At 70.9% G+C, this 20885-nt stretch carries 19 protein-coding genes and 1 tRNA gene; 16 read left to right on the top strand and 4 right to left on the bottom strand.

The window, feature by feature from the left end:
* The first annotated feature begins 48 nt into the window (after positions 1 to 48).
* From AC07DS_RS31910 to AC07DS_RS31855, 12 genes are all read left to right on the top strand, one after another.
* The gene (locus AC07DS_RS31910) at positions 49 to 804 is read left to right on the top strand and encodes a GntR family transcriptional regulator (RefSeq protein WP_479150914.1); all 756 of its coding nucleotides are present in this window, start codon (positions 49 to 51) and stop codon (positions 802 to 804) included.
* A 141-nt stretch (positions 805 to 945) separates the two neighbouring features.
* A complete protein-coding gene (locus tag AC07DS_RS31905) occupies positions 946 to 2070 on the top strand; it encodes a TIGR03364 family FAD-dependent oxidoreductase (RefSeq protein ID WP_479150912.1) in 1125 nt (374 codons plus the stop codon).
* The gene (locus AC07DS_RS31900; protein WP_479150910.1) at positions 2067 to 2774 is read left to right on the top strand and encodes a phosphonatase-like hydrolase; all 708 of its coding nucleotides are present in this window, start codon (positions 2067 to 2069) and stop codon (positions 2772 to 2774) included. Before AC07DS_RS31905 ends, AC07DS_RS31900 begins: the two co-directional genes overlap by 4 nt.
* Before the next feature lies 1 nt (position 2775).
* A complete protein-coding gene (locus AC07DS_RS31895) occupies positions 2776 to 3822 on the top strand; it encodes an ABC transporter ATP-binding protein (protein WP_479150908.1) in 1047 nt (348 codons plus the stop codon).
* Positions 3815 to 4660, top strand: a complete 846-nt coding sequence (locus AC07DS_RS31890) for a 2-aminoethylphosphonate ABC transporter permease subunit (RefSeq protein ID WP_479150904.1) — start codon at positions 3815 to 3817, stop codon at positions 4658 to 4660. Before AC07DS_RS31895 ends, AC07DS_RS31890 begins: the two co-directional genes overlap by 8 nt.
* Positions 4647 to 5444, top strand: a complete 798-nt coding sequence (locus AC07DS_RS31885; RefSeq protein ID WP_479150902.1) for an ABC transporter permease — start codon at positions 4647 to 4649, stop codon at positions 5442 to 5444. The genes AC07DS_RS31890 and AC07DS_RS31885 overlap by 14 nt, the downstream gene beginning before the upstream one ends.
* 50 nt (positions 5445 to 5494) lie before the next feature.
* On the top strand, positions 5495 to 6550 hold the full coding sequence (locus AC07DS_RS31880; protein WP_479150900.1) for a 2-aminoethylphosphonate ABC transporter substrate-binding protein: 1056 nt from the start codon (positions 5495 to 5497) through the stop codon (positions 6548 to 6550).
* Between the two features lie 224 nt (positions 6551 to 6774).
* Entirely contained in the window at positions 6775 to 8301 is a 1527-nt protein-coding gene (locus AC07DS_RS31875; RefSeq protein ID WP_479150898.1) for an alkaline phosphatase family protein, read from the top strand.
* Positions 8302 to 8429: 128 nt separating this feature from the next.
* Positions 8430 to 9209, top strand: a complete 780-nt coding sequence (locus AC07DS_RS31870) for an HAD-IIA family hydrolase (RefSeq protein ID WP_145882469.1) — start codon at positions 8430 to 8432, stop codon at positions 9207 to 9209.
* 117 nt (positions 9210 to 9326) lie between these two features.
* Complete coding sequence (locus tag AC07DS_RS31865) at positions 9327 to 9872, top strand: hypothetical protein (protein ID WP_479150896.1); 546 nt, start codon at positions 9327 to 9329, stop codon at positions 9870 to 9872.
* Between the two features lie 15 nt (positions 9873 to 9887).
* Positions 9888 to 10547, top strand: coding sequence for a class F sortase (locus tag AC07DS_RS31860; protein WP_479150894.1), 660 nt, complete (start codon positions 9888 to 9890; stop codon positions 10545 to 10547).
* Positions 10548 to 10650: 103 nt separating this feature from the next.
* Positions 10651 to 11670 (top strand): glycoside hydrolase family 6 protein, encoded by a 1020-nt coding sequence (locus AC07DS_RS31855; protein ID WP_479150891.1) that lies wholly within the window; start codon positions 10651 to 10653, stop codon positions 11668 to 11670.
* Here the strand turns inward: AC07DS_RS31855 and glxA are convergent, their stop codons facing one another.
* The 4 genes from glxA to AC07DS_RS31835 all read right to left on the bottom strand — a co-directional run bounded on the left by glxA (position 11671) and on the right by AC07DS_RS31835 (position 16822).
* Positions 11671 to 13608 carry a radical copper oxidase GlxA gene (glxA, locus tag AC07DS_RS31850; RefSeq protein WP_479150889.1) on the bottom strand — a complete coding sequence of 646 codons (1938 nt, stop codon included), beginning with the start codon at positions 13606 to 13608 and terminating at the stop codon, positions 11671 to 11673.
* Complete coding sequence (locus tag AC07DS_RS31845) at positions 13605 to 15653, bottom strand: glycosyltransferase family 2 protein (protein ID WP_479150887.1); 2049 nt, start codon at positions 15651 to 15653, stop codon at positions 13605 to 13607. The genes glxA and AC07DS_RS31845 overlap by 4 nt, the downstream gene beginning before the upstream one ends.
* A gap of 306 nt (positions 15654 to 15959) precedes the next feature.
* Complete coding sequence (locus AC07DS_RS31840) at positions 15960 to 16682, bottom strand: FadR/GntR family transcriptional regulator (protein WP_479150885.1); 723 nt, start codon at positions 16680 to 16682, stop codon at positions 15960 to 15962.
* Positions 16683 to 16748: 66 nt separating this feature from the next.
* A tRNA-Lys gene (locus AC07DS_RS31835) sits at positions 16749 to 16822 on the bottom strand.
* 185 nt (positions 16823 to 17007) lie between these two features.
* Between AC07DS_RS31835 and AC07DS_RS31830 the strand changes: the two genes are divergently transcribed.
* The 4 genes from AC07DS_RS31830 to AC07DS_RS31815 all read left to right on the top strand — a co-directional run bounded on the left by AC07DS_RS31830 (position 17008) and on the right by AC07DS_RS31815 (position 20863).
* On the top strand, positions 17008 to 18306 hold the full coding sequence (locus tag AC07DS_RS31830) for a peptidoglycan-binding protein (RefSeq protein WP_479150883.1): 1299 nt from the start codon (positions 17008 to 17010) through the stop codon (positions 18304 to 18306).
* 88 nt (positions 18307 to 18394) lie between these two features.
* Positions 18395 to 19534 (top strand): SPFH domain-containing protein, encoded by a 1140-nt coding sequence (locus AC07DS_RS31825; protein WP_479150881.1) that lies wholly within the window; start codon positions 18395 to 18397, stop codon positions 19532 to 19534.
* Between the two features lie 159 nt (positions 19535 to 19693).
* Positions 19694 to 20308, top strand: coding sequence for a lytic polysaccharide monooxygenase auxiliary activity family 9 protein (locus AC07DS_RS31820; protein ID WP_479150879.1), 615 nt, complete (start codon positions 19694 to 19696; stop codon positions 20306 to 20308).
* Between the two features lie 90 nt (positions 20309 to 20398).
* Positions 20399 to 20863 carry a DUF3592 domain-containing protein gene (locus tag AC07DS_RS31815; RefSeq protein WP_479150878.1) on the top strand — a complete coding sequence of 155 codons (465 nt, stop codon included), beginning with the start codon at positions 20399 to 20401 and terminating at the stop codon, positions 20861 to 20863.
* The last annotated feature ends 22 nt before the right edge of the window (positions 20864 to 20885 follow it).

Genomic DNA, 20885 nt, shown 5'->3' with positions numbered 1-20885 from the left:
CGCGGGCCGCCGTAGGACCGGCCCGCCCCCGTCTGCGACGATCCCTGCGTGGACTACCCGAACGACCAGGCCCCCGGCGCCCCCGTCCGCTCCGGCATCCCCGAGCACGGGCGCATCCCGAAGTACTACGCGGTCAAGGCGCGCATCGCCGGACTGCTGGAGGAGCTGGGGGAGGGCGGCCTCATCCCCACCGAGCGCGATCTCGCCGAGCGGTACGACGTCGCCCGCGAGACCGTGCGGCAGGCCGTGCGGGAGCTGGTGCTGGAGGGGCGCCTGCAGCGGCGCGGCCGGGGAACCGTCGTCGCCGGGCCCAAGCTGGCCCAGCCGCTGTCCCTCGCCAGCTACACCGAGGGCGTACGCCGGCAGGGCCGTACACCCGGCCGTACGCTCGTCACCCTCGACCGCTTCCCGTGCCCGGAGCCCCTCGCCGCCGAGACCGGGCTGACCCGGGGCGAACCCGTCTGGCACCTGGAGCGCGTGCTGCTCGCCGACGACGAGCGGGTCGGCCTGGAGAGCACCTACGTCGCCGTCGACCGGGTCCCCGACCTCGACTCCCGCTTCGACCCCGACTCCTCCTTCTACGCCTATCTGAAGGATCAGGGCATCGAGTTCGGCGACGCCGACGAACGCATCGAGACCGTGCTGGCCACCCCCCGCGAGGCCCTGCTCATCGGCACCCCGCCCGCCCTTCCGATGCTGCTGATCCACCGCGTGTCCCGGGACACCGGCGGACAGCCGCTGGAGCGCGTGCGCACCCTGTACCGGGGCGACCGGTTCTCCTTCACCACGCACCTGAAGGGCTGAAAACCGCCTGAAATCACCCATAATCCATCCCTTCTATTATCACGAGAAGATAACGGGTCTAGCCCAAACGTGATGGGTCGTTCACGCTCTCGTTGTCAGCCGGACCCTTCCGGTTCCCTGTGCGCGAGGAGCGTTGCCGCCGTGAGAGTGACAGTCGTAGGAGCAGGCGTGGTGGGCACCATGCACGCCTGGCAAGCAGTGCAGCGCGGCCACCAGGTCGTCCAGATCGAGCGTGAGGCGGAGGCGCGCGGCGCCTCGCTGCGCAACTTCGGGCAGATCTGGGTCAGTGGGCGCGCCGGTGGCGAAGAGCTGGAGACCGCGCTGCGGGCGCGGGAGTTGTGGGAAGGGATGGGCGGGCGCGTGCCCGGGCTCGGCTTCCGGGCCAACGGGTCGCTCACCCCGGTGCGCGGCCCCCTCGAACTCGCCGTCGCCGAGGCCGCCGTGGCCCGTCCGGACGCCGCCGAACGCGGCTACAAGCTGCTGACCCCCGGCGAGGCACGAGCCCTCAACCCCGCCCTGCGCGGCGAGTTCACCGCCGCCCTGCACTGCGAACGCGACGCCGCCGTCGAACCGCGCACCGCCCAGCTGGCGTTGCGCGCGGAGCTGCTGAAGTCCCCGGACTACACCTTCCTGCCGGGGCGCGAGGTGCGCGAGGTGGTCGGTGCCGGGGCCGTCCGGGACGACCACGGCGACGTGCACCACGCGGACGCCGTCGTGCTGTGCACCGGCGCCTGGCTCGGCGGACTGGTGCGGGAACTGGCCGGGCCCGAGCTGCCCGTGCGCCGCGTCCGTCTCCAGATGATGCAGACCGACCCGCTCGGCGAGCCGCTCACCACCTCGGTCGCGGACGCCGACAGCTTCCGCTACTACCCGGCCTACGCCTCCCCGGCGCTCGACGCGCTCAACGCCGGGCAGCCGCAGCCGGCGACCGCCGCCGAGCACAGGATGCAGCTGCTCATGGTGCAGCGCGCCGACGGCGGCCTGACCATCGGCGACACCCACGAGTACGAGCACCCCTTCGCCTTCGACACGCTCGAGGACCCCTACGACCACCTCACCGAGGTCGTCGAGTCCCTCCTCGGCCGGCCGCTGCCGAAGATCCGGCGCCGCTGGGCCGGCGTGTACGCGCAGTGCACCGACACCAGCCGGGTCGTGCACCGCCAACAGGTGAGCGACGGCGTGTGGCTGGTCACCGGGCCCGGCGGGCGCGGCATGACCTGCTCGCCGGCGATCGCCGAAACCACCGCGAACGAACTGGGCTGGTGAGAGAGTTGACCAACGACATCCACGACATCCGTCTCGTCGTCCTCGACATGGCCGGCACCACCGTCGCCGACGGCGGCCTGGTCGAGCGCGCCTTCGCGGCGGCCGCCGCCGAACTGGGCGTCGAGCCCGGCTCCGCCGACCACGCCGAGAAGCTGGACTACGTCCGCGCCACCATGGGCGAGTCCAAGATCTCCGTCTTCCGGCACCTGTTCGGGGACGAGAGCCGTGCCCAGCGCGCCAACACCGCCTTCGAGAAGGCGTACGGCGACCTCGTCGACGCGGGCCTGATCGCACCGGTCCCCGGCGCCCGCGAGGCGATCGAGGAACTCATGGGCAGCGGCCGTACGGTCGTCCTGACCACCGGCTTCGCCCGCGTCACCCAGGACGCCATCCTGGCCGCCCTCGGCTGGCAGGACCTCGTACCGCTCACCCTCTGCCCGGCCGACGCGGGCGGACGCGGACGGCCCTTCCCGGACATGGTCCTGGAGGCCTTCGTGCGGACCAAGGCCGCGGTGGACGTCCGGCAGGTCGCCGTGGCCGGGGACACCTCCTACGACGTGCTGAGCGGCGTACGGGCCGGTGCCGGCCTGGTCGCGGGTGTGCGCACCGGGGCCCACGGGGACGCCGAGCTCCGCGCCGCCGGCGCCACCCATGTCCTCGACTCCGTCACCGCCCTGCCCGCCCTGCTCACGGGAGCCCGGTGAGATGGGCATCCGCTTCGACTCCGTCACGGTCGCCTACGACGGCAACGTCGTCCTCGACTCCCTCGACCTGACCGTCGAGCCCGGCGAGGTCATGGCGCTGCTCGGGCCGTCCGGCTCCGGCAAGACCACCGCGCTGCGGGCGGTCGCCGGGTTCGTACGGCCCGCCTCCGGGCGGGTGTTCCTCGGCGACCGGGACGTGACGGACCTGCCGCCCCACCGGCGGGGCATCGGCATGGTCGTCCAGCAGTACGCCCTCTTCCCGCACATGCGGGTGGACGACAACGTGGCCTTCGGCCTGAAGGCCCGCAAGGCCCCCAAGGGCGAGATACGGGGGCGGGTGGCCGAGGCGCTGGAGATGACCGGCATGGCCGCCTACGCCCGCCGCTTCCCGCGGGAGCTGTCCGGCGGGCAGCAGCAGCGCGTCGCCATCGCCCGCGCGCTCGCCATCCGGCCGGACGTGCTGCTCCTGGACGAGCCGCTGTCCGCGCTGGACGCCCAGCTGCGGTCCGGGATGCTGGCCGAACTGGCACGACTCCACCGGGAGTTGCCGGAGGTGTCGATGCTGTACGTCACCCACGACCAGGTCGAGGCGCTGACTCTGGCCGACCGGATCGCCGTGATGGACGCGGCGCGGCTCCAGCAGTGCGGGACTCCTCGCGAGCTGTACCGGGCGCCGAAGAGCGAGTTCACGGCTTCCTTCGTGGGCGGCGCGAATCTGCTGCCGGTGACCGTCGGGGCCGCAGGCGTCTCCTTCGCGGGGACCGAGCTGAAGGTCGACACGACGCAGGTGGTCGCGGGGGCGCGGGCCACACTGTGTGTACGGCCGCATCTCGTGGGGCTGGGCCAGGGACCCAATCAACTCGTCGGTTCCGTACGGGAGATCCAGTGGCGGGGGGCCACGCACCGGCTGTACGTCGATGTCGACGGGCACACGGTCATGGCGGACCTGCGTGAGCTGAAGGCCCCGCCGGTGCACGGGGACTCCGTGAGCCTGCACTTCGCTTCCGAGGACGCGGTGCTGCTGCCCGCTGGGGTGAGCCATGGCTGAGGCCGTTCGCAAACCGCGGGCCGTCCAGGGCTGGTCGCGCAGTTCCCCGCGCCCCTATGGGGCGCGGCTGCTCTGGACGCTTCCCCCAGTCGCCCTCCTGGCCCTCTTCTTCCTCTACCCCCTCGCCCTCGTCCTCCGGCAGTCCCTCCACCCCGACACCGGCGGGACCTCCTTCCGGCCGTACGCGGACGTCTTCGCCTCGGAGGCGTTCCGGCACGCGCTGTGGACCACCGTGTGGCTGGCATCGGCGTCCACCGTCGGATGCCTGGTCCTCGGCTTCCTGCTCTCCCTGGTCATCGCGTTCGTACCGTTCCCGGGGGCGAAGGCGGTGGCGCGGTTCATCGACGTGTACCTTTCCTTCCCGTCCTTCCTCATCACGCTGGCGCTGCTGTTCATCTACGGCACCACCGGCATCATCGGTTCCTTCCAGTTCCTCACCACACCGTGGGGCGTGCTGCTGGCGGAGGTCACGTACTTCACGCCGTTCGTGATGCGGCCGCTGCTCGCCGCCTTCTCGCAGCTCGACACCGCGCAGATGGAGGCGGCCGGTTCGCTCGGCGCCCGCGCGCCCAGAATCGTCCGGCAGGTGATCCTGCCGGAGGCGCTGCCCGCGCTCGCGGCCGGCGGGAGCCTCGTCCTGGTGCTGTGCCTCAACGAGTTCGGGATCGTGCTGTTCACCGGCGCGAAAGGGGTCACGACCCTCCCGATGCTCATCTACAGCAAGGCGATCCTGGAGTCCGACTATCCGGGCGCGTGCGTGGTCGCCGTCGTCAACGTCCTGATCTCCGTGGGGCTGTACGGCCTCTACCGGGTGGTGAGCCGTCGTGCTGGTGCATAGCCGCAAGGGCAAGTGGGCCGTGTGGGCGGTGTTCCTCGTCCTCTTCGTGCCGCTGTTCGCCCTGCCCCTCCTCGTCGTCCTCGGCGCCTCCTTCGCCACCCACTGGTCCGGCGTCCTGCCCTCGGGCCCGACGACCGCCAACTACCGCTCCGCCACCCGCGGCGAGGCCCTCCAGGCGGTGACCACCAGCCTGGTCACCGCCGTGACCGCGAGCCTGTTCGCCCTGGCCGTCGGCACCTGGGCCGCGCTGGCCGGTGCGGCCCTGAAGAAGCGCCACCGCCGGTTCCTCGACGCACTGTTCGTGCTGCCGGTCGCCGTGCCCTCGGTGGTGGTCGGACTGTCGGTCCTGGTGGCCTTCTCCCAGCCGCCGCTGCTGCTCAACGGCACCCGGTGGATCGTGATCCTCGCCCACACCGTGCTGGTCACCGCCTTCGCCCACCAGTCCGTGTCGGCGGCGGTCACCCGCCTCGACCCGGCCTACGAACAGGCCGCCGCCTCCCTCGGCGCCCGGCCCGCGTACGTCCTGTGGCGGGTGCGGCTGCCGCTCCTGCTGCCCTCGCTCACCGCTGCCGCCGGCCTCTGCTTCGCCCTCTCCATGGGCGAGCTGAGCGCCACGATGATGCTCTATCCGCCCGACTGGACCCCGCTTCCCGTCCTGATCTACGCGGCCACCGACCGCGGCGCCCTGTTCACCGGCTCCGCCGTCGCGGTGGTGCTGATGGCCGCGACCCTGCTCGTCCTGTTCGCCGTCTCCCGGGTCCGCACCCGGGCGTCGTACCGCTGAGCCACCACCCGCGCCCAACCCACCCTCATCCGCAAGGAGTTCGCCTCGCCATGCCCAGAAACAGCGTCACGCTCGCCATAGCCCTCACCCTGCTGGCCACCCCGCTGCTGTCCGCCTGCGGCGGCTCCTCCGCAGCCTCCGACGAGAAGGTCGTCACCGTCTACAGCGCCGACGGCCTCAAGGGCGAGAACGGCGACGGCTGGTACGACAAGGTCTTCGCCGACTTCCAGAAGCAGACCGGCATCAAGGTCAAGTACGTCGAGGGCGGCTCCGGCGAGATGGTGCAGCGCGCCGTCCGCGAGAAGAGCAACCCGCAGGCCGACGTGCTGGTCACCCTCCCGCCGTTCATCCAGCAGGCCGACAGCAAGGGCCTGCTGGAGAAGTACGAGCCGAAGGACGCCGTGATGGTCGGCGGGGGTGACAAGGCCACCGACGGCACCTGGACCTCCGTCGTCAACAACTACTTCGGCTTCGTCTACAACAAGAGGGAGCTGAAGCAGGCGCCGAAGACCTGGGACGAGCTGCTCGACGCCAAGTACAAGAACAAGCTCCAGTACTCCACCCCCGGCGTCGCCGGTGACGGCACCGCCGTCCTGATCAAGGCGATCCACGACCTCGGCGGCAAGGACGCGGCCCTCGCCTACCTGAAGAAGCTCCAGGCCAACAACGTCGGCCCGTCCGCCTCCACCGGCAAGCTCGCCCCCAAGGTCGACAAGGGCGAACTCCTCGTCGCCAACGGGGACGTGCAGATGAACTACGCCCAGTCCAAGGACATGCCGAACCTCGGCATCTGGTTCCCGGCCGGGAAGGACGGCAAGCCCACCACCTTCGCCCTGCCCTACGCGGCCGGCCTGGTCACCAAGGCCCCGCACAGCGAGAACGGCAGGAAGCTGCTCGACTTCATGCTCGCGCAGAAGCAGCAGCAGGAGGTCAGCGAGATCGGCGGCGGCTTCAGCGCCCGCGGGGACATCAAGGCCCACGACGCCAACGCCACCGCGCTCACCGGGCTGATGAACGGCGTGGACATCTTCCAGCCGGACTGGAACGACATCGACAAGAACCTCACGAGCTACGTCGAGGACTGGAAGTCCGCCACCGGCAGCTGAGCCCTCCCCTCCGGGGGTTCAGCCGCCCAAACGGGTTCCGCCCCGTCGTACGTACTCGCCCGCGCCGTCGTGGCTGGTCGCGCCCACGCGGCGTAGCCGCAGATCAAAGACAGCCCCGCGCCCCTAGGGAGTTGCCCGCCCTGTCGGCTGTTCCGCGCCGCTCCTGGGAGTTCCCCGCCCGTCGGCTGCTCCGCACCGCCCCTGGTACCACCGGGGGCGGTGTCATGCCCCCTGCACGTCCACCCTCTCCCACGGAGGACTCCGTGCCCAACCTGTCCCGCCGCACCTTCCTCGTCTCCGCCGCCGCGGTCGCCGCGTCGGCCGGCCCGCTCACCGCCCTCGCCCGCGCCGCCGCCAGGACTCCCAAGGTCCTCGTCATCGGCCTGGACGGCGCGCTGCTCCAGCGCATCAAGGACGCCGACGCCCCGAACCTCGACGCCCTGATGGCCGCCGGACTCACCGCGCCCAGCAGCATCTACGCCAACCCGCTCGCCCCCACCATGTCCGGGCCCGGCTGGTCCACGATCATCACCGGCGTCTGGCCCGACAAGCACAACGTCAAGGACAACACCTTCACCGGCGCCCGGTTCGCGCAGTACCCCGACTTCCTCACCCGGATCGAGACGGCCGAGCCGCAGCTGGTGACGTACGCGGTCGCCTCCTGGGCGCCGATCACCGACACCGTCTTCTCGTCGAAGGTCGACACCCGCGTCTCCACGCCGAGCGCCGAGTACGACACCGGCACCACCGCCCGTGCCGTCACCCAGCTCCGGGACGGCAACCCGGACGCGGTCTTCGTACAGCTCGACAACATCGACCACGCGGGACACAGCTACGGCGCCGCCTCCCAGCAGTACCTGGACGCCATCCACGGCGCCGACGCCCAGGTCGGGCAGCTGGTGGCCGCCGTCACGTCCCGCGCGGCCTACGCCGACGAGGACTGGCTGATCATGATCACGGCCGACCACGGCCACACCGACGCCGGCGGCCACGGCGGCTCCTCCCTGCAGGAGCGCCAGACCTTCCTCATCGCCACCGGGCCCACCCTGGCGGCGGGTTCGGTCCGCTACGACGTGAAGATGCCGGACGTCGCCGCCTCCGCGCTGGCCCACCTCGGCATCGCGATCGACCCCGCCTGGGACCTCGACGGCCGGCCCGTCCAGCAGCCCGCACCCGACGACTTCGACGCGCTGCGCGGCCGGCTGCAGCCCCGCGTCGACGAGACCGGCATCCCGGCGACCGTCCTCGGCTTCACCCACACCCCGCCCGCCGGCTGGTCCGTCGACAACTCGGCGATGGGCGGCGGCGGGGTCACCGAGTGGCGCGGCTGGTCCTTCACGACCGACGAGTTCTGGACCCAGGCCCAGCGCGACCAGAACCGCGAGTGCAACGTCCGCGCCCGGAACGTGTTCGCGGTCGCCGACGGCGACGAGTGGAGCGACAGGGCCCTCACCGGCACCTTCGACTCCACGCTCGTCAGCCCCGCGTACCCGGTCACCGGCGGCACCACCGCCACCCTCACCTACACCACCTACTACCGGCAGGAGTCCCCGCAGAAGGGCGAGGTCCTCGTCTCCTACGACGGCGCGGCCCCCGTCTCCGTGCGCACCTACACCGCCGACGTCCCCTCCCGCACCGAGATCGTCACGCTCCAGGTCCCGGCCGGGGCCCGCTCGGTCCGGGTCCGCTTCCGCTACACCGGCGGGAACAACTGGTACTGGGTGATCGACGGCGTACGGATCGGCCGGTGATCGGCCGGTGACGAGTCGGTCCTGACCAGGGTCAGGATCAGGCCTTCCTGATTAGGCTGGGGGCGTCGGTACGCCGTGGTTCCGGCGCCCCCGCTTCTTGACCGTACGCACGCAGGAGACGCAAGCACATGGCAGACCGCAAGCCCATCGAGTCGTGGCTCACCGACATGGACGGCGTCCTGATCCACGAGGGTGTCCCGATCCCCGGCGCCGACGCCTTCCTGAAGAAGCTCCGCGACTCCGGGCGGCCCTTCCTGGTGCTCACCAACAACTCCATCTACACCGCCCGGGACCTGCACGCCCGGCTGCGCCGGATGGGCCTGGACGTGCCGGTGGAGAACATCTGGACCTCCGCCCTGGCCACCGCCCAGTTCCTGGACGACCAGCGGCCCGGCGGCAGCGCCTACGTCATCGGCGAGGCGGGCCTGACCACCGCACTGCACGACGTCGGCTACATCCTCACCGACCACGACCCCGACTTCGTGATCCTCGGCGAGACCCGCACCTACTCCTTCGAGGCCCTGACCAAGGCCGTACGCCTGATCAACGCCGGTGCCCGGTTCATCGCCACCAACCCCGACAACGTCGGCCCCTCCACCGAGGGCGACCTGCCCGCCACCGGCTCGGTCGCCGCGCTGATCACCGCCGCGACCGGCAAGCAGCCGTACTTCGTCGGCAAGCCCAACCCGCTGATGATGCGGGCCGGGCTCAACGCGATCGGCGCCCACTCCGAGAACTCCGCGATGATCGGCGACCGCATGGACACCGACGTCCTCGCGGGCCTGGAGGCCGGGATGCGCACCTTCCTGGTGCTGACCGGCGTCACCCAGCCCGGGGACGTCGACCGCCACCCCTTCCGCCCCTCCCAGGTGGTCGACTCCATCGCGGACCTCGTCGACCTCGTCTGAGCAGGGACGGCCAAACCCGGCCCGTACCCCGGACCACCCGTATGGAGCAGTCGCGCGCCTCCCTGGGATGCGGAGGCGCGCCGTACGGGGGAGCCTCCCACTATCTGGAGGTTCACGATGGGCTCAGCACGCCTCACTCTCTGTACAGCAGTCCTGGCCGTCACCACCCTGACCCCGGCGGCGTACGCGGCCGACGGCGGCCCCGGTGTCACGGTGACCCCGGCCTCCCCGGCCCCGGGCGGTGATGTGTCCCTGCGTGTACAGGGCTGCACCGGAGCCCAGGGCACCGCCGTGTCCGACGCCTTCGTCTCCGACGCACGGCTCACCGGCAGCCAGGGCGCACTGGCCGGGGAGACCCGTATCCGCACCTCGCTCCAGCCGGGCGGCTACCAGGTGCGGATCAGTTGTTCCGGAACGGTTGTCACCGGCAGGATCACCGTCGCGGGGGCGTCCTCGGACCAGAACGAGGAGCCGTCCGACACCGCCGCATCGCCCGTCGCCCCCGTCGACGCGGGTGGCGGCGGCACCGCACACTTCGCCACGGTGGCCACCAGCGGGTCCGCCCCCGGCACCGGCCAGGCGGTGACCGGCCTGGCGCTCGCCGGGGTCGCCGCGGCCGCCGTCGGGCTGCTCAGGGCCCGCCGGAGCCGCGGCGCGGACTGAGGGCGTACCGCGGTCATGTCCGACGAACCCGGGCGCACCACCGGCGGCGCACGCCTGATCACCGTCCTGGCCTGGACGCTCCTGCTGCTCGGGCTGTGGCTGTGGGGCCGCGGCGTGACCGACGTGGCCGAGAGCCCGGCAGGCCCGGGCGACGTGGCCGGTCTGGGTGCCGACGCGGTCCGGCTGCCGCCCGCGGCCAAGCCGCTCGGCGCCGCGGTCCCGCAGCGCATCGACATCCCCCAACTGGGCGTGCAGGCACCGGTGATGGCCCGGGGCCTGGACAGCCGGGGCGCCGTCGACCCGCCGCCGTTCGGCCAGCCGGGAGTGGTCGGCTGGTACGGCTCCGGGACCGCGCCCGGCGCGGCAGGGGCCGCGCTGATGGTGGGTCATGTCGACACCCGGACCCGGCCCGCCGTCTTCTACAAGCTCAGCACCCTGAAGCCGGGCGAGACGGTTCGGGTGGTCCGCTCGGACGGCAAGGTCGCCCACTTCACCATCGACGGCATCCGCGTCCTGGCCCGCGCCGACTTCGACGCCGGGCAGGCCTACGGACCCCACAAGGCGGGCCGCGCCGAACTCCGCCTGATCACCTGCGGTGGCGCTTTCGACCGGGCCAGCCGCAGCTACACGGCCAACGTGGTGGTCTCCGCGTACCTCACGGGCACCGGTCCGTGAGACCCCTGACACCCCCCGCGCGACCTCGTGACGGGCACGGCCGGTATGCCACGATTGGTACTCGGTCGACCGGGCCGGGACGATGCGCTCAGGGGGGAATCGCATGTACGACACCAGGGGGGCCCGCTCTTCGGTACGGGCACGGGCGTCCGCGGCGGTGCTGGGGGCGGCACTGCTGCTCGCCGGATGCTCCTCCTCGGACGGGGACCGGGCGGCCGGCGCCGCCATCACTCAACAGCCCAGGTCCGCCGACCCGTTCTGGGTGAATCCGGACAGCACCGCGGCCCGCCGGGTCGCCGCCTACGAGAAGGCCGGCAAGAAGACCGAGGCCGCCCAGATCCGGAAGATCGCCGAGCAGCCGACGGGGGAGTGGATCGGCCCGGAGAACCCGGAGCGGGAGGCCCGCGGCTTCACCGAGGCCGCCGAGAAGTCCGACCGCACGGCCCTGCTCGTGCTGTACGACATCCCGCACCGCGACTGCGGCCAGTACTCCCAGGGCGGCGCGGCCGACGGCAACGCCTACCGCGCCTGGATCGACGGCGTCGCCCGGGGCATCGGGGACCGCCCCGCCACCGTCGTCCTGGAACCCGACGCCGTACTCCACCTCGCCGACGGCTGCACCCCGGACGAGTTCCACGAGGAGCGCTACGACCTCCTCAAGGGTGCCGTCGCCAAGCTCAAGTCCCTGAAGAACACCAAGGTCTACCTGGACGCCGGCAACACCGGCTGGGGCCATCCCGACCAGATCGTCCAGCCCCTGCGGCAGGCCGGCATCGACCAGGCCGACGGCTTCGCCGTCAACGTCTCCAACTTCTACTCCACCGAGGACTCCATCGCCTACGGCAAGCAGCTCTCCGCGAAGGTGGGCGGCAAGCACTTCGTCGTCGACACCAGCCGCAACGGCAACGGCCCCTACACCGAGGGAGATCCGGCCGAGAAGTGGTGCAACCCGCCCGGCCGGGCCCTGGGCGCGACGCCGACGACGAAGACGGCGGACCCCCTCGTGGACGCCTACCTGTGGGTCAAGCGCCCGGGAGAGTCGGACGGCACCTGCAAGGGTGGCCCGAAGGCGGGCCAGTGGTGGGCGAGTTACGCACTCGCCCTGGCCCGGAACAGCAAGTAGCTACGGCACCTTGACCCACTGAGCCTTGGACGGCGTCCCCCGGTCGTCGTCCACGAACAGCATGTACCAGCCCGACTGCACCAGGTTCCGGTTCTTCGGGACGGTGACCGTGATCTTGTCGCCGGCGGTCCTGAAGTCCAGGGCGATCGAACGCTGGTCCACGTCCGTCACATGGGTCGAGGCGCTCGGCCGGATCAGCCGCACCTTCTTGATGCTCGAGGCGTGCTTCGAGGTGAACGTCCCCGAGGCACCCCGGGCGATCGTCTGCGGCCCCCCGCCGAGCGACGGCCGGGAGTCCCGGTACAGGTAGGGAGGCGTGTAGATCTCGATGCGCTGCTCGAACTTGCCCGGCTTGGTGTTCGCCTTGTCCGCGTACAGCGAGTCGGACCCGAAGAACATGACCCGCCCGTCGGGCAGCAGGATCGACCCGGAGTGGTAGTTCCGCCCGACCAGCGGATCGGCGACCTGGGTGAAGCTGTTGCTGTCCGGGTGGTACAGCCGGGCCTGGCGGATGTTGGAGTCGCCGCGTCCCCGGTAGTCCTCCGAACCCCCGGACACCAGCACGGTGTCGTCGGGCAGGATCGAGGTCTGCGGATACCGGGTGCCCTTCGCCAGCTCGGGCCCGTCGACGAAGCGCGGGCTCTTCGCCTTCAGGTCGATGAGCCGCGTCCTGTTGCTGGACAGCTTGGACTCGCCGACCCCGCCCCCGCCGATCACCATGAACTTCTCGTTCTGCGCCGGAGGCAGCAGCACCGTCCCGGACGTCTCCATCCGGTCGGGGTCGCTGAGCCCGGGCAGTTTGGTGAACTTGTTGGTGTCGACGTCCCAGATGCCGGGAACCCGGCCCACGTTGTCCGGTCCGTAGCCCGCGTTGGACCCCGAGTAGAAGATCTTCCCGTTCTGCATCAGGAACAGCGCCGGGTACGTCGGGAACTGCCGGATCTTCTGCGTGTACGTCCACTTCTTGGTCTTGGGGTCGAAGATCTCGTTCTTTCCCGGGACCAGCTGACCGATGTCGTCGAGACCGGAGACGCTGAGGATCTTCCCGTCCGACAGGGTGGTGAGCGTCGGGTACCAGCGGGCCTCGTTCATCGGGTCGACCTTGATGTACCGCTCGGCGACCGGATCGAACTCGTAGGCGTCGCGGATGCCCTGGAAGTCCTTCTTGTCGAGGGCGAGCTTCTGCGCGATGCCGTACGTGTTGCGCGCGTCGGCGCCGGTCAGGCCCTGGATCCGGTAGTTGTCCTGGGTGCCGGTCTCGTACTTGGTGCCGCTTCGCTGCGCCTCGACGTAGATACGGCCGAGCCCGGGGTCGTTGCGCTGGAACGCACCGGTCTGCGGGTCGAAGACCTTCTTCGCGCGCGGTACGAGCACCGGGTCCTTCGAGACGAAGGTCTTGCCGTTCTCCTTGCCGGTGAACTTGGTGCCCGGGGGCAGTGTCATCGGCTTGTCGGGGTTCTCGTTGTGCACGACCATCAGGCCGCCGGCCTTGGTGACGTCGCCCTTGAGCTTCTCGTAGCGCTTCGTCCCGCCCGCGATCAGCAGGTTGCCGTTGGCCAGCTGGGTGTGCCCGGTGCAGAACAGGTCGGCGGGCGTCGGCACCTTCTTGATGGTGCCCTTGACCGGGTCCCAGATGCGGGTGTCGAACTTCTTCTTGTCGAAGTTGTCCTGGTTGTTGCCCGAGCCGGCGACCAGCAGCACCTTGCCGGTGTGCAGGAGCGCCGCGTGGATGGTGTCCTGGCGGTACTCCTCGGGGAACTCGACGATGTCCCAGTGGCCGTTGGCGGCCTTGTACTCGGGCTTGTTGATCTTGTACTGGTGGTACTGCTCGGTTCCGAAGCGGTACAGCCACGGCCCGTTCATCCCGGCCAGCGCGAGTACCACCGCCGTGCCTATCGCGAGTCGACGGGCGCGACGGCGGCCGGCCTGGTCCTTCATTCCTTACGTCCCCCAAGTCCACCGAGCGCGATCTGCATGGTCTGGTCGTCCCCCACCGCGGGGTCCCCGCCCCCGCCCGGCCCGCGGGGCGCGGCGGCCCAACTGGGCCGCTGCTGCGGGGCGTGGCCGCGTGCCGCGTGGGCGTACTGTGCGGGCACCGCGTCCTGCGGCTCCGCCGCCGGCCCGGGAGCGGCGGTCCCGGCGGCCGGGCCCGCGCCCGGGGTCGCCTGAGCCGTCTGCCGCGGGTTCTTCTTCTCCTGCCGCAGCGCGTGCCGCCAGGCGAAGATCGGCGAGGCGGTGATCAGCATGGCGAAGACCGCCCACGTGATCATCGCCGGGTGGGAGTGCCCGAACACGAAGCCCGCGGCGAGCGAACCGCCGAAGACCAGGATGAAGAACCAGTGGATGCGGAAGGTCCCGAACAGTGTGTCCGGGCTGGCCGAGTCGCCCTTGGGGGTCACCACGAACTTGCTCTTGCGGCGCAGCACCGCGTCCATCAGCGAGCGGGCGTAGATCGGCGCGGACAGCGCCGACATCACCATGCCCGCGACGCCGCCGGAGCCCTCCGGCTCGTGCGGCGAGACGTTGTGCCGGCGGTTCCAGATGTACAGGCCGATCTGCAGCGCGGACGCGTTGCCGTACAGCATCAGCCACACGGTCGGGTCGATGTTCACACCCGAGGCGCCCAGGCCCAGGAACAGCGCGCAACTCAGCGCCGCGAGGATCCAGTTGAGGGCGGACATCGGATAGAAGATGATCATCATCGTGTAGTTGAAGAGCTTGCCGGGCGGCAGCGAGTAGAAGCCCTTCCAGTACTGCTTGAGGATCGTCTCGTACGTCCCCCGGGACCAGCGCATCTGCTGGGTGAAGAAGTCCGTCCAGGCGTTCGGGCCCTCGCCGACGGCGAGGACGTCCGGGGTGTAGACCGACTTCCACTTCCGGCCCGTGGCAGGGTTCTTGGCGCGGTGCATCTCGAACCCGGTCGCCATGTCCTCGGTGATCGAGTCGTACAGGCCGCCGATCTGCTTGATCGCGCTGATCCGCACGGCGTTCGAGGTGCCCACGAACATCGGGGCGCCGTAGCGGTTGCCGGCGCGCTGGATGAGGGCGTGGAAGAGGAACTGCTGCGACTCGGCGGCCTTGGTGACGAACGTGTCGTAGTTGCCGTAGACCTGCGGACCGATGACGAAGCCGACGTCCGGGTCGCGGAAGTAACCGAGCATCCGCTCCAGGTAGTTGGGCATCGGCACGTGGTCGGTGTCGACGGAGGCGAAGAAGTCGTACTCGCCGCCGTGCGCCTCCAGCCAGGCGTTGTAGTTGCCGTGCTTGGTCTTGGCGCGGTGCGGGCCCTTGGGCTGGTTCCACCGGGCGACCCCCTTGCGGGAGAAGTGGTGGACGCCGAGCCGGGTGCAGACCTCCTTGACGGCCGGGTCGTCGCCCTCGTCCAGCAGCCACACGTGCATCAGGCCCCGGTGGCGCAGCTTGACCGCCGCCTCCAGGGTCTTGGTCACCATCTCCAGCGGCTCCTTGCCGGGCACGAAGGAGGTGAGGAAGGCGACGCGGGTGCCGGTCTCCGGCACGACCGGCACCGGGTCCCGGGCGACCAGCGTGGCGTGCGCGTTGGACAGCACGTTCATGCAGCGGAAGAACTCGATCAGACCGATCGAGACGAGCATGACGATGTCGAGCGCCGGCAGGAAGTCGTAGGCCGGGTAGTCCCGTTCGGTCCAGTGCTCGGGCTGCAGCAGCCAGAACAGCAGGACCAGGGAGAGCACCGGGGCGGCGCCCAGCATGAGCGCGGCTCGTATGCGGTGCGGCTCCTGCGAGAGCAGCGAACGGTACTGCACCGTGTAGGGCTTGCCCGGGTCGGGCTGGGTGAGGGGGCCCGCCAGCCGGCTGTAGTGCTCGTAGTCGTATCTCGGCAGGCTTTTTCTGATGCGGCGGAACTGGCCGGTCCGGTGTCCGATCGCTCGGAGCTGGGTGGTCTGTGACGGGTCGTTGTGCTGATCGTGGCTCTGCCGGGCGCCCTTCGGCGTCGACGTCATGAGTCATTCCCCCCACACGCAGGTCACCGCGTGTTCGTCGGTCCTTCGCCCGGTCCGGGCCCCCTCGGCCGTCACGGGCGGTTCAGTGGTGAGTCACCGTCACCACGTCTTGCTCACCCTATAGACATGGGACTGCGACCTTCCGGTTGCATGATGCCCCCCTCGGCACCGGTTCATGAGCGGGGCCCCCTCCCCGCCGGTGCGCAACCGCTTTCCCCCCAAGTGCCGCGAACCCGCGACTTCATGGGCAACCAGGGTTCTACGGTGCCTGCATGATCGCAAGACGCGAAACGCGGTGTTTACCGCTCAAACCCGTTCATTGTGGCGCGGGTGGGGCTCGGGAGGCTCGGGTGCGCCGGTGGGGGAGAGGCGGGCGCGGATGTTGCCGAAGTGATCTCTTATGGCCTCCTCCGCCCGTATGGAATCGCCGGACCGGACCGCGTCGAGGATCTCCCGGTGCTGACGGCAGGTGACCCGTGGGTCCTGCGGGACGTCCATCAGATCCCGCTGGACCCGGTGGAACGCGTCCCAGAACGCCTCCAGCACCTCGCTCAGCAGCACGTTGTCCAGCCCCCGGTAGAGGGTGGCGTGAAACGCTCGGTCGGTCGCGGCGAGGCCGCAGCGCTCGGCGGCCTCCTGTTCCATACGGTTCACGAGGGCCTCCAGTTCAACGAGGTCCGTCTGCGGCAGCCGTCCGGCCAGCCGCGAGACCAGTCCCGTCTCGACCGCCTCGCGCAGCTCCAGCAGCTGGAGCAGGGAGTCCTCGCCCCGGTAGTGCCCGGCGACGGTGCGGAAGGCGAGCCCCTCGATCATCGGGGCGAGCGACATCGGGCCCACGTAGGTCCCGAACCCGTGCCGGATCTCCACGATCCCCATCGCCTGCAGCGCCTTCAGTGCCTCCCGTACCGAGTTCCGGCTCGCCCCGAGGAACTCCATCAGCTCGGGCTCGGTCGGCAGCGGGGCGCCCGAGGGCAGCCGCCCGTCGATGATGAGCTTCTTGATCCGTTCCTGGAGGTCACGCGCTGCCATGGCCAGAGGGTATCCGGCCAAACAGCAGCAGGCCCCCCGTTCGCACGGGGGGCCTGCTGTCGTCTGTGCGCCGCCAGGGACTCGAACCCCGGACCCGCTGATTAAGAGTCAGCTGCTCTAACCAACTGAGCTAGCGGCGCCTGCTGACAAGAGAACTCTACCTGACCTGGAGGAGTGCTCCCGACCACCCTCGGACGGCCCGGAGGGCGGCCGTGCCGGTCTGTACATCATTCGGACCGTCAACATGCGCGCCCCGGAGACAGTTGTGAAACTGATCAACGTGCACATCCGCGGACAAATCAACCCCGAGTGTGAGGCAGATCGCATGACCGCTCCGGCGTTCGAGGAAGTCGACCCCGCGAGCGACTGCGGCTGCCCCGGCTGCGCCCGCCACCGGGCGAGTCCCCGCCCGTCCGGCCGCTTCGGCGGCAACCCGGCCGCCCGAGGGGCGGTGGTCGTGGCCGCCGCCGCGTCCGCCGCCTTCGGGGCGGTTCCCTCGGCCGCCGCCCTCGCCTCCCCGCACGCCCCGCCCCGCCCCGGCGCCTCCGCGGCGGACGACGGGCCCGCCACCCCGCAGGGCCCCCGGGCCCCGCTGCACGGCCCGGCCGGCGGGCCGGTCAAGCAGCCGGCCACCCCGTATCCCGCCGCCACCCGGACCCAGATCATCAACCGGGCCAAGCTCTGGGTGACCGCCAAGGTGCCCTACAGCATGGACGACTACTGGTCCGACGGTTACCGGCAGGACTGCTCGGGCTACGTCTCCATGACCTGGGGTCTGGGCACCAACGAGTGGACCGGCAGTCTCGACCAGTTCGGGGTGAAGATCACCAAGGAGGAGCTGCAGCCCGGCGACATGCTCCTCTTCCACAACCCGGACAACCCCGAGAAGGGCTCCCACGTCGTGATCTTCGGCGGCTGGACGGACCACACGCACGCCAACTACCTGGTCTACGAACAGACGCCCCCGCACGCCCGCAGTCAGCCCACCCCGTACCCCTACTGGACCCACGCCGACAAGTACGTGCCCTACCGCTACAAGGGCGTGACCACCGACACCGCGGGCGCCCAGCAGGCCGCCGACGGCAAGAAGCCGGCGCCCTTCCCCGGTGCCGGCTTCTTCGGCCCCGGCACGAACAACAAGTACGTCACCCAGCTCGGCCGGCTGCTCGTCTCCCGTGGCGCCGGCTCCTTCTACACCGAGGGCCCGGGGCCGGCCTGGGGCGAGGCGGACCGGCGGGCGACCAGGGCGTTCCAGCTGGCCCAGGGCTGGGCGGACGAGGACGCCGACGGGCTGCCCGGCCCCGGCACCTGGAAGCTGCTCGTCACCGGGCAGGGCAGGAGCCTGCCTTCCGGAGCGGCCGGCGCCCGGCCCGCCTCGCACGGGGTGCCCGGCTATCCCGGCCGGAACCTCTTCCGTCCGGGCGCGGAGAACGAGTACGTCACCCAGCTCGGGAGGCAGCTGTCGAAGAAAGGATTCGGCAGGTTCTACGCCGAAGGGCCCGGGCCGAGCTGGGGCGAAGCGGACCGGCGGGCCGTGGAGGCGTTCCAGCGCAGCCAGGGCTGGCGGGGCGGCGCGGCGGACGGCTACCCGGGCCCGGAGACCTGGCGCCGCCTGTTCGCGTAGCCGGCGCCGCCCACGCCCGTGAGCACACCTGATCCCACTCCCACTTCTCACTGTCATGACGCATCTGGCGCGGAGGCTGGAGGCACGCATGAGTACGACCACGTCACACACGTCCGAGTCCGGGGAGCAGCCGGAGAGCGCGGTGGCCACCGGGGGCATGGCCACCCGCCCGGCCCGGCTGATCCAGAACGAGGTGACCACCGAGATCCCCGTCCATCTGCTCTTCCGTGACGAGCCCGAGCCGGTGCCGGTGCCGGTGAAGCCCGCCGTCGTGGGCCGCCGGCAGGGCACCGGCGAGCAGCCCCGCCAGAGGCGCCCGGCCCCGGCCCGCAGCCGGACGGTGCCGCAGGTCGACCCGGAGCTGGTGGAGCGTCCGGCGCGGGTGCTGCCCGGACTGGCCGGGGTGCTGGCCGGGGCGGGCGGCGTCGTGGGGTGCCTGGCCACCTCGTGGTGGGCGGGCGTGCTGCCGCCGCTCGCGGCACAGGCGCTGCGCCTGCCGGTCTGCACCGGTGCCGGGCTCGGGCCCGCGCAGTGGGCGGCGTACGCCGGGGCCGGTTCGCTCGGCGTGCTCGGCTTCGGCGGGCTCGCCCGTGGCCGGACCGGACAGGCGCGGCTGCTCGGGCTGTTCGGCCGCTACCGGGGGACGGTGCGGCGCACCGGACTGCTCTGGGTGAACCCGCTGCTGGTGCGCCGCCGGGTGAATGTGCGGCTGCGGCACTGGCGCAGCGAGGCGATGCCGGCGGCGGACGCCAACGGGGTGGCGCTGCGGGTCGTCGTCCTGGTGGTCTGGCGGGTGCGGGACACCGCGCGGGCCGTGCTCGGCATCGACGACCACGAGACCTATCTGCAGGAGTGCGTGGAGGCCGCCCTCGCCCGGGTGCCGGTGGACCTGCCGGGCTCCGCACGGGGCGGGGTGGCCGTGGCGGGGGAGGCGCTGACCCGGCTGGTGGCGGCGGAGGCGGGGCCGATCGGCCTGGAGGTGTTCTCGGTGCAGCCGCTCCGGGTGGAGTACGCGCCCGAGGTCGCCGCGGCGATGCACCGGCGCACGATCGCCGCGCTGGACGCCCGGCAGCGGGCCACCATGCTCAACTCGGTCGTGGACTCGGTGGAGGACACGGTGACCCGGCTGACCGTGCGCGGTCTGGTCGAACTGGACGACTACGAGCGCAAGGTGCTCGTCCGGGACCTGACGGTGGCGTTCTGCTCGGGCCGCAGGGAGCCGATGTGACGGCCCGGCAGTGGCTCGGGACGGGCAGCGCGATTGGTATGGACACGTCTTGATATAGACACGGCCAACTAACGGCAATAATCTGGGACTTGGTCTAGACCTACTGCACGGCTCAGCTCGGCTCAGTGAACCTCCCCCACGTTCTCCAGGAGCGGCAGCATGCGTACGAAGACCAGATTCTCCGCGTTGTCCGCGGTCGTGCTGGGTGTGGTGACCGCCGGAGCCTTCGCGCTCTCCACCGGCGGCGCCAGCGGGCACGGCTACACCGACCTCCCCATCAGCAGGCAGAAGCTCTGCCAGAACGGCACCGTGACGAACTGCGGCGACATCCAGTGGGAGCCGCAGAGCGTCGAGGGCCCCAAGGGCTTCCCGGCCGCCGGACCCGCCGACGGTCAGATCTGCAACGGCGGTGTGAGCCGCTTCGCCCAGCTCAGCTCGCCGAAGACGCCGTCCGGCACGGCCTGGCCCACCACGAAGGTGACCGGCGGTCAGTCGTACACCTTCCGGTGGCAGTTCACCGCCATGCACGCCACGACGGACTTCAAGTACTACGTCACCAGGCAGGGCTGGAACCAGGACCACGCCCTGGCCCGCTCGGACCTCAGCACCACGCCGTTCCTGACGGTGCCGTACAACGGCCAGCGCCCGCCGGCCACCCTCAGCCACAGTGGCACCCTGCCCGGCGGGCTGAGCGGTCACCACGTCATCGTCGCGGTGTGGACGATCGCCGACACGGGCAACGCGTTCTACGCCTGTTCGGACGTCACGTTCTGAGCATTACTTGAGTCAGTCCGGCGGACTCCGCGGGTACCGTCCTGACACGCCTACCGACGAGTAGGGCGGTACCCAAGACCGGGGGATCCCATGGACGTGCTGTTCTACCTCGTGCCCTGCCTCATCATGGCCCTGGCTCTCTTCATGGCGTACCGCGTGCTGCGGCGCTGGCTGCAGATCCGCAGCGCCTGGAACAGCGGGCTCACGGCCCAGGGCCGCTGCCTGCGGATGTTCACGACGACCCACGGCGGGGCCAACGACACCTCGGTGCACACGACGATCCACCACGTCTACGAGTTCACGGCCCGCGACGGCCGGGAGATCCGCTTCGAGGAGGAGGACGGCCCCGCGACCCGCCTGGAGGGCGACCTCGTCACCGTCTACTACAAGGACGGCCCCATGGCGGTCGCCACGGCCCACGAGCCGGGGCAGGTCAGGCAGGCGGCGGCGACCTTCGGCACGCTCGTCTTCCTCGGCGTCGTGGTCGTGTTCTGCGTCGGCTTCATGGTCACGTACACCGACGTCTTCGTGAACAACGACATGAGCGGGTTCTGAGCCTCCCTATCTGATGGCATGT

This window comes from Streptomyces sp. NPDC044064, from assembly GCF_056434245.1.
This window is presented reverse-complemented; position numbering and strand designations above follow the sequence as displayed.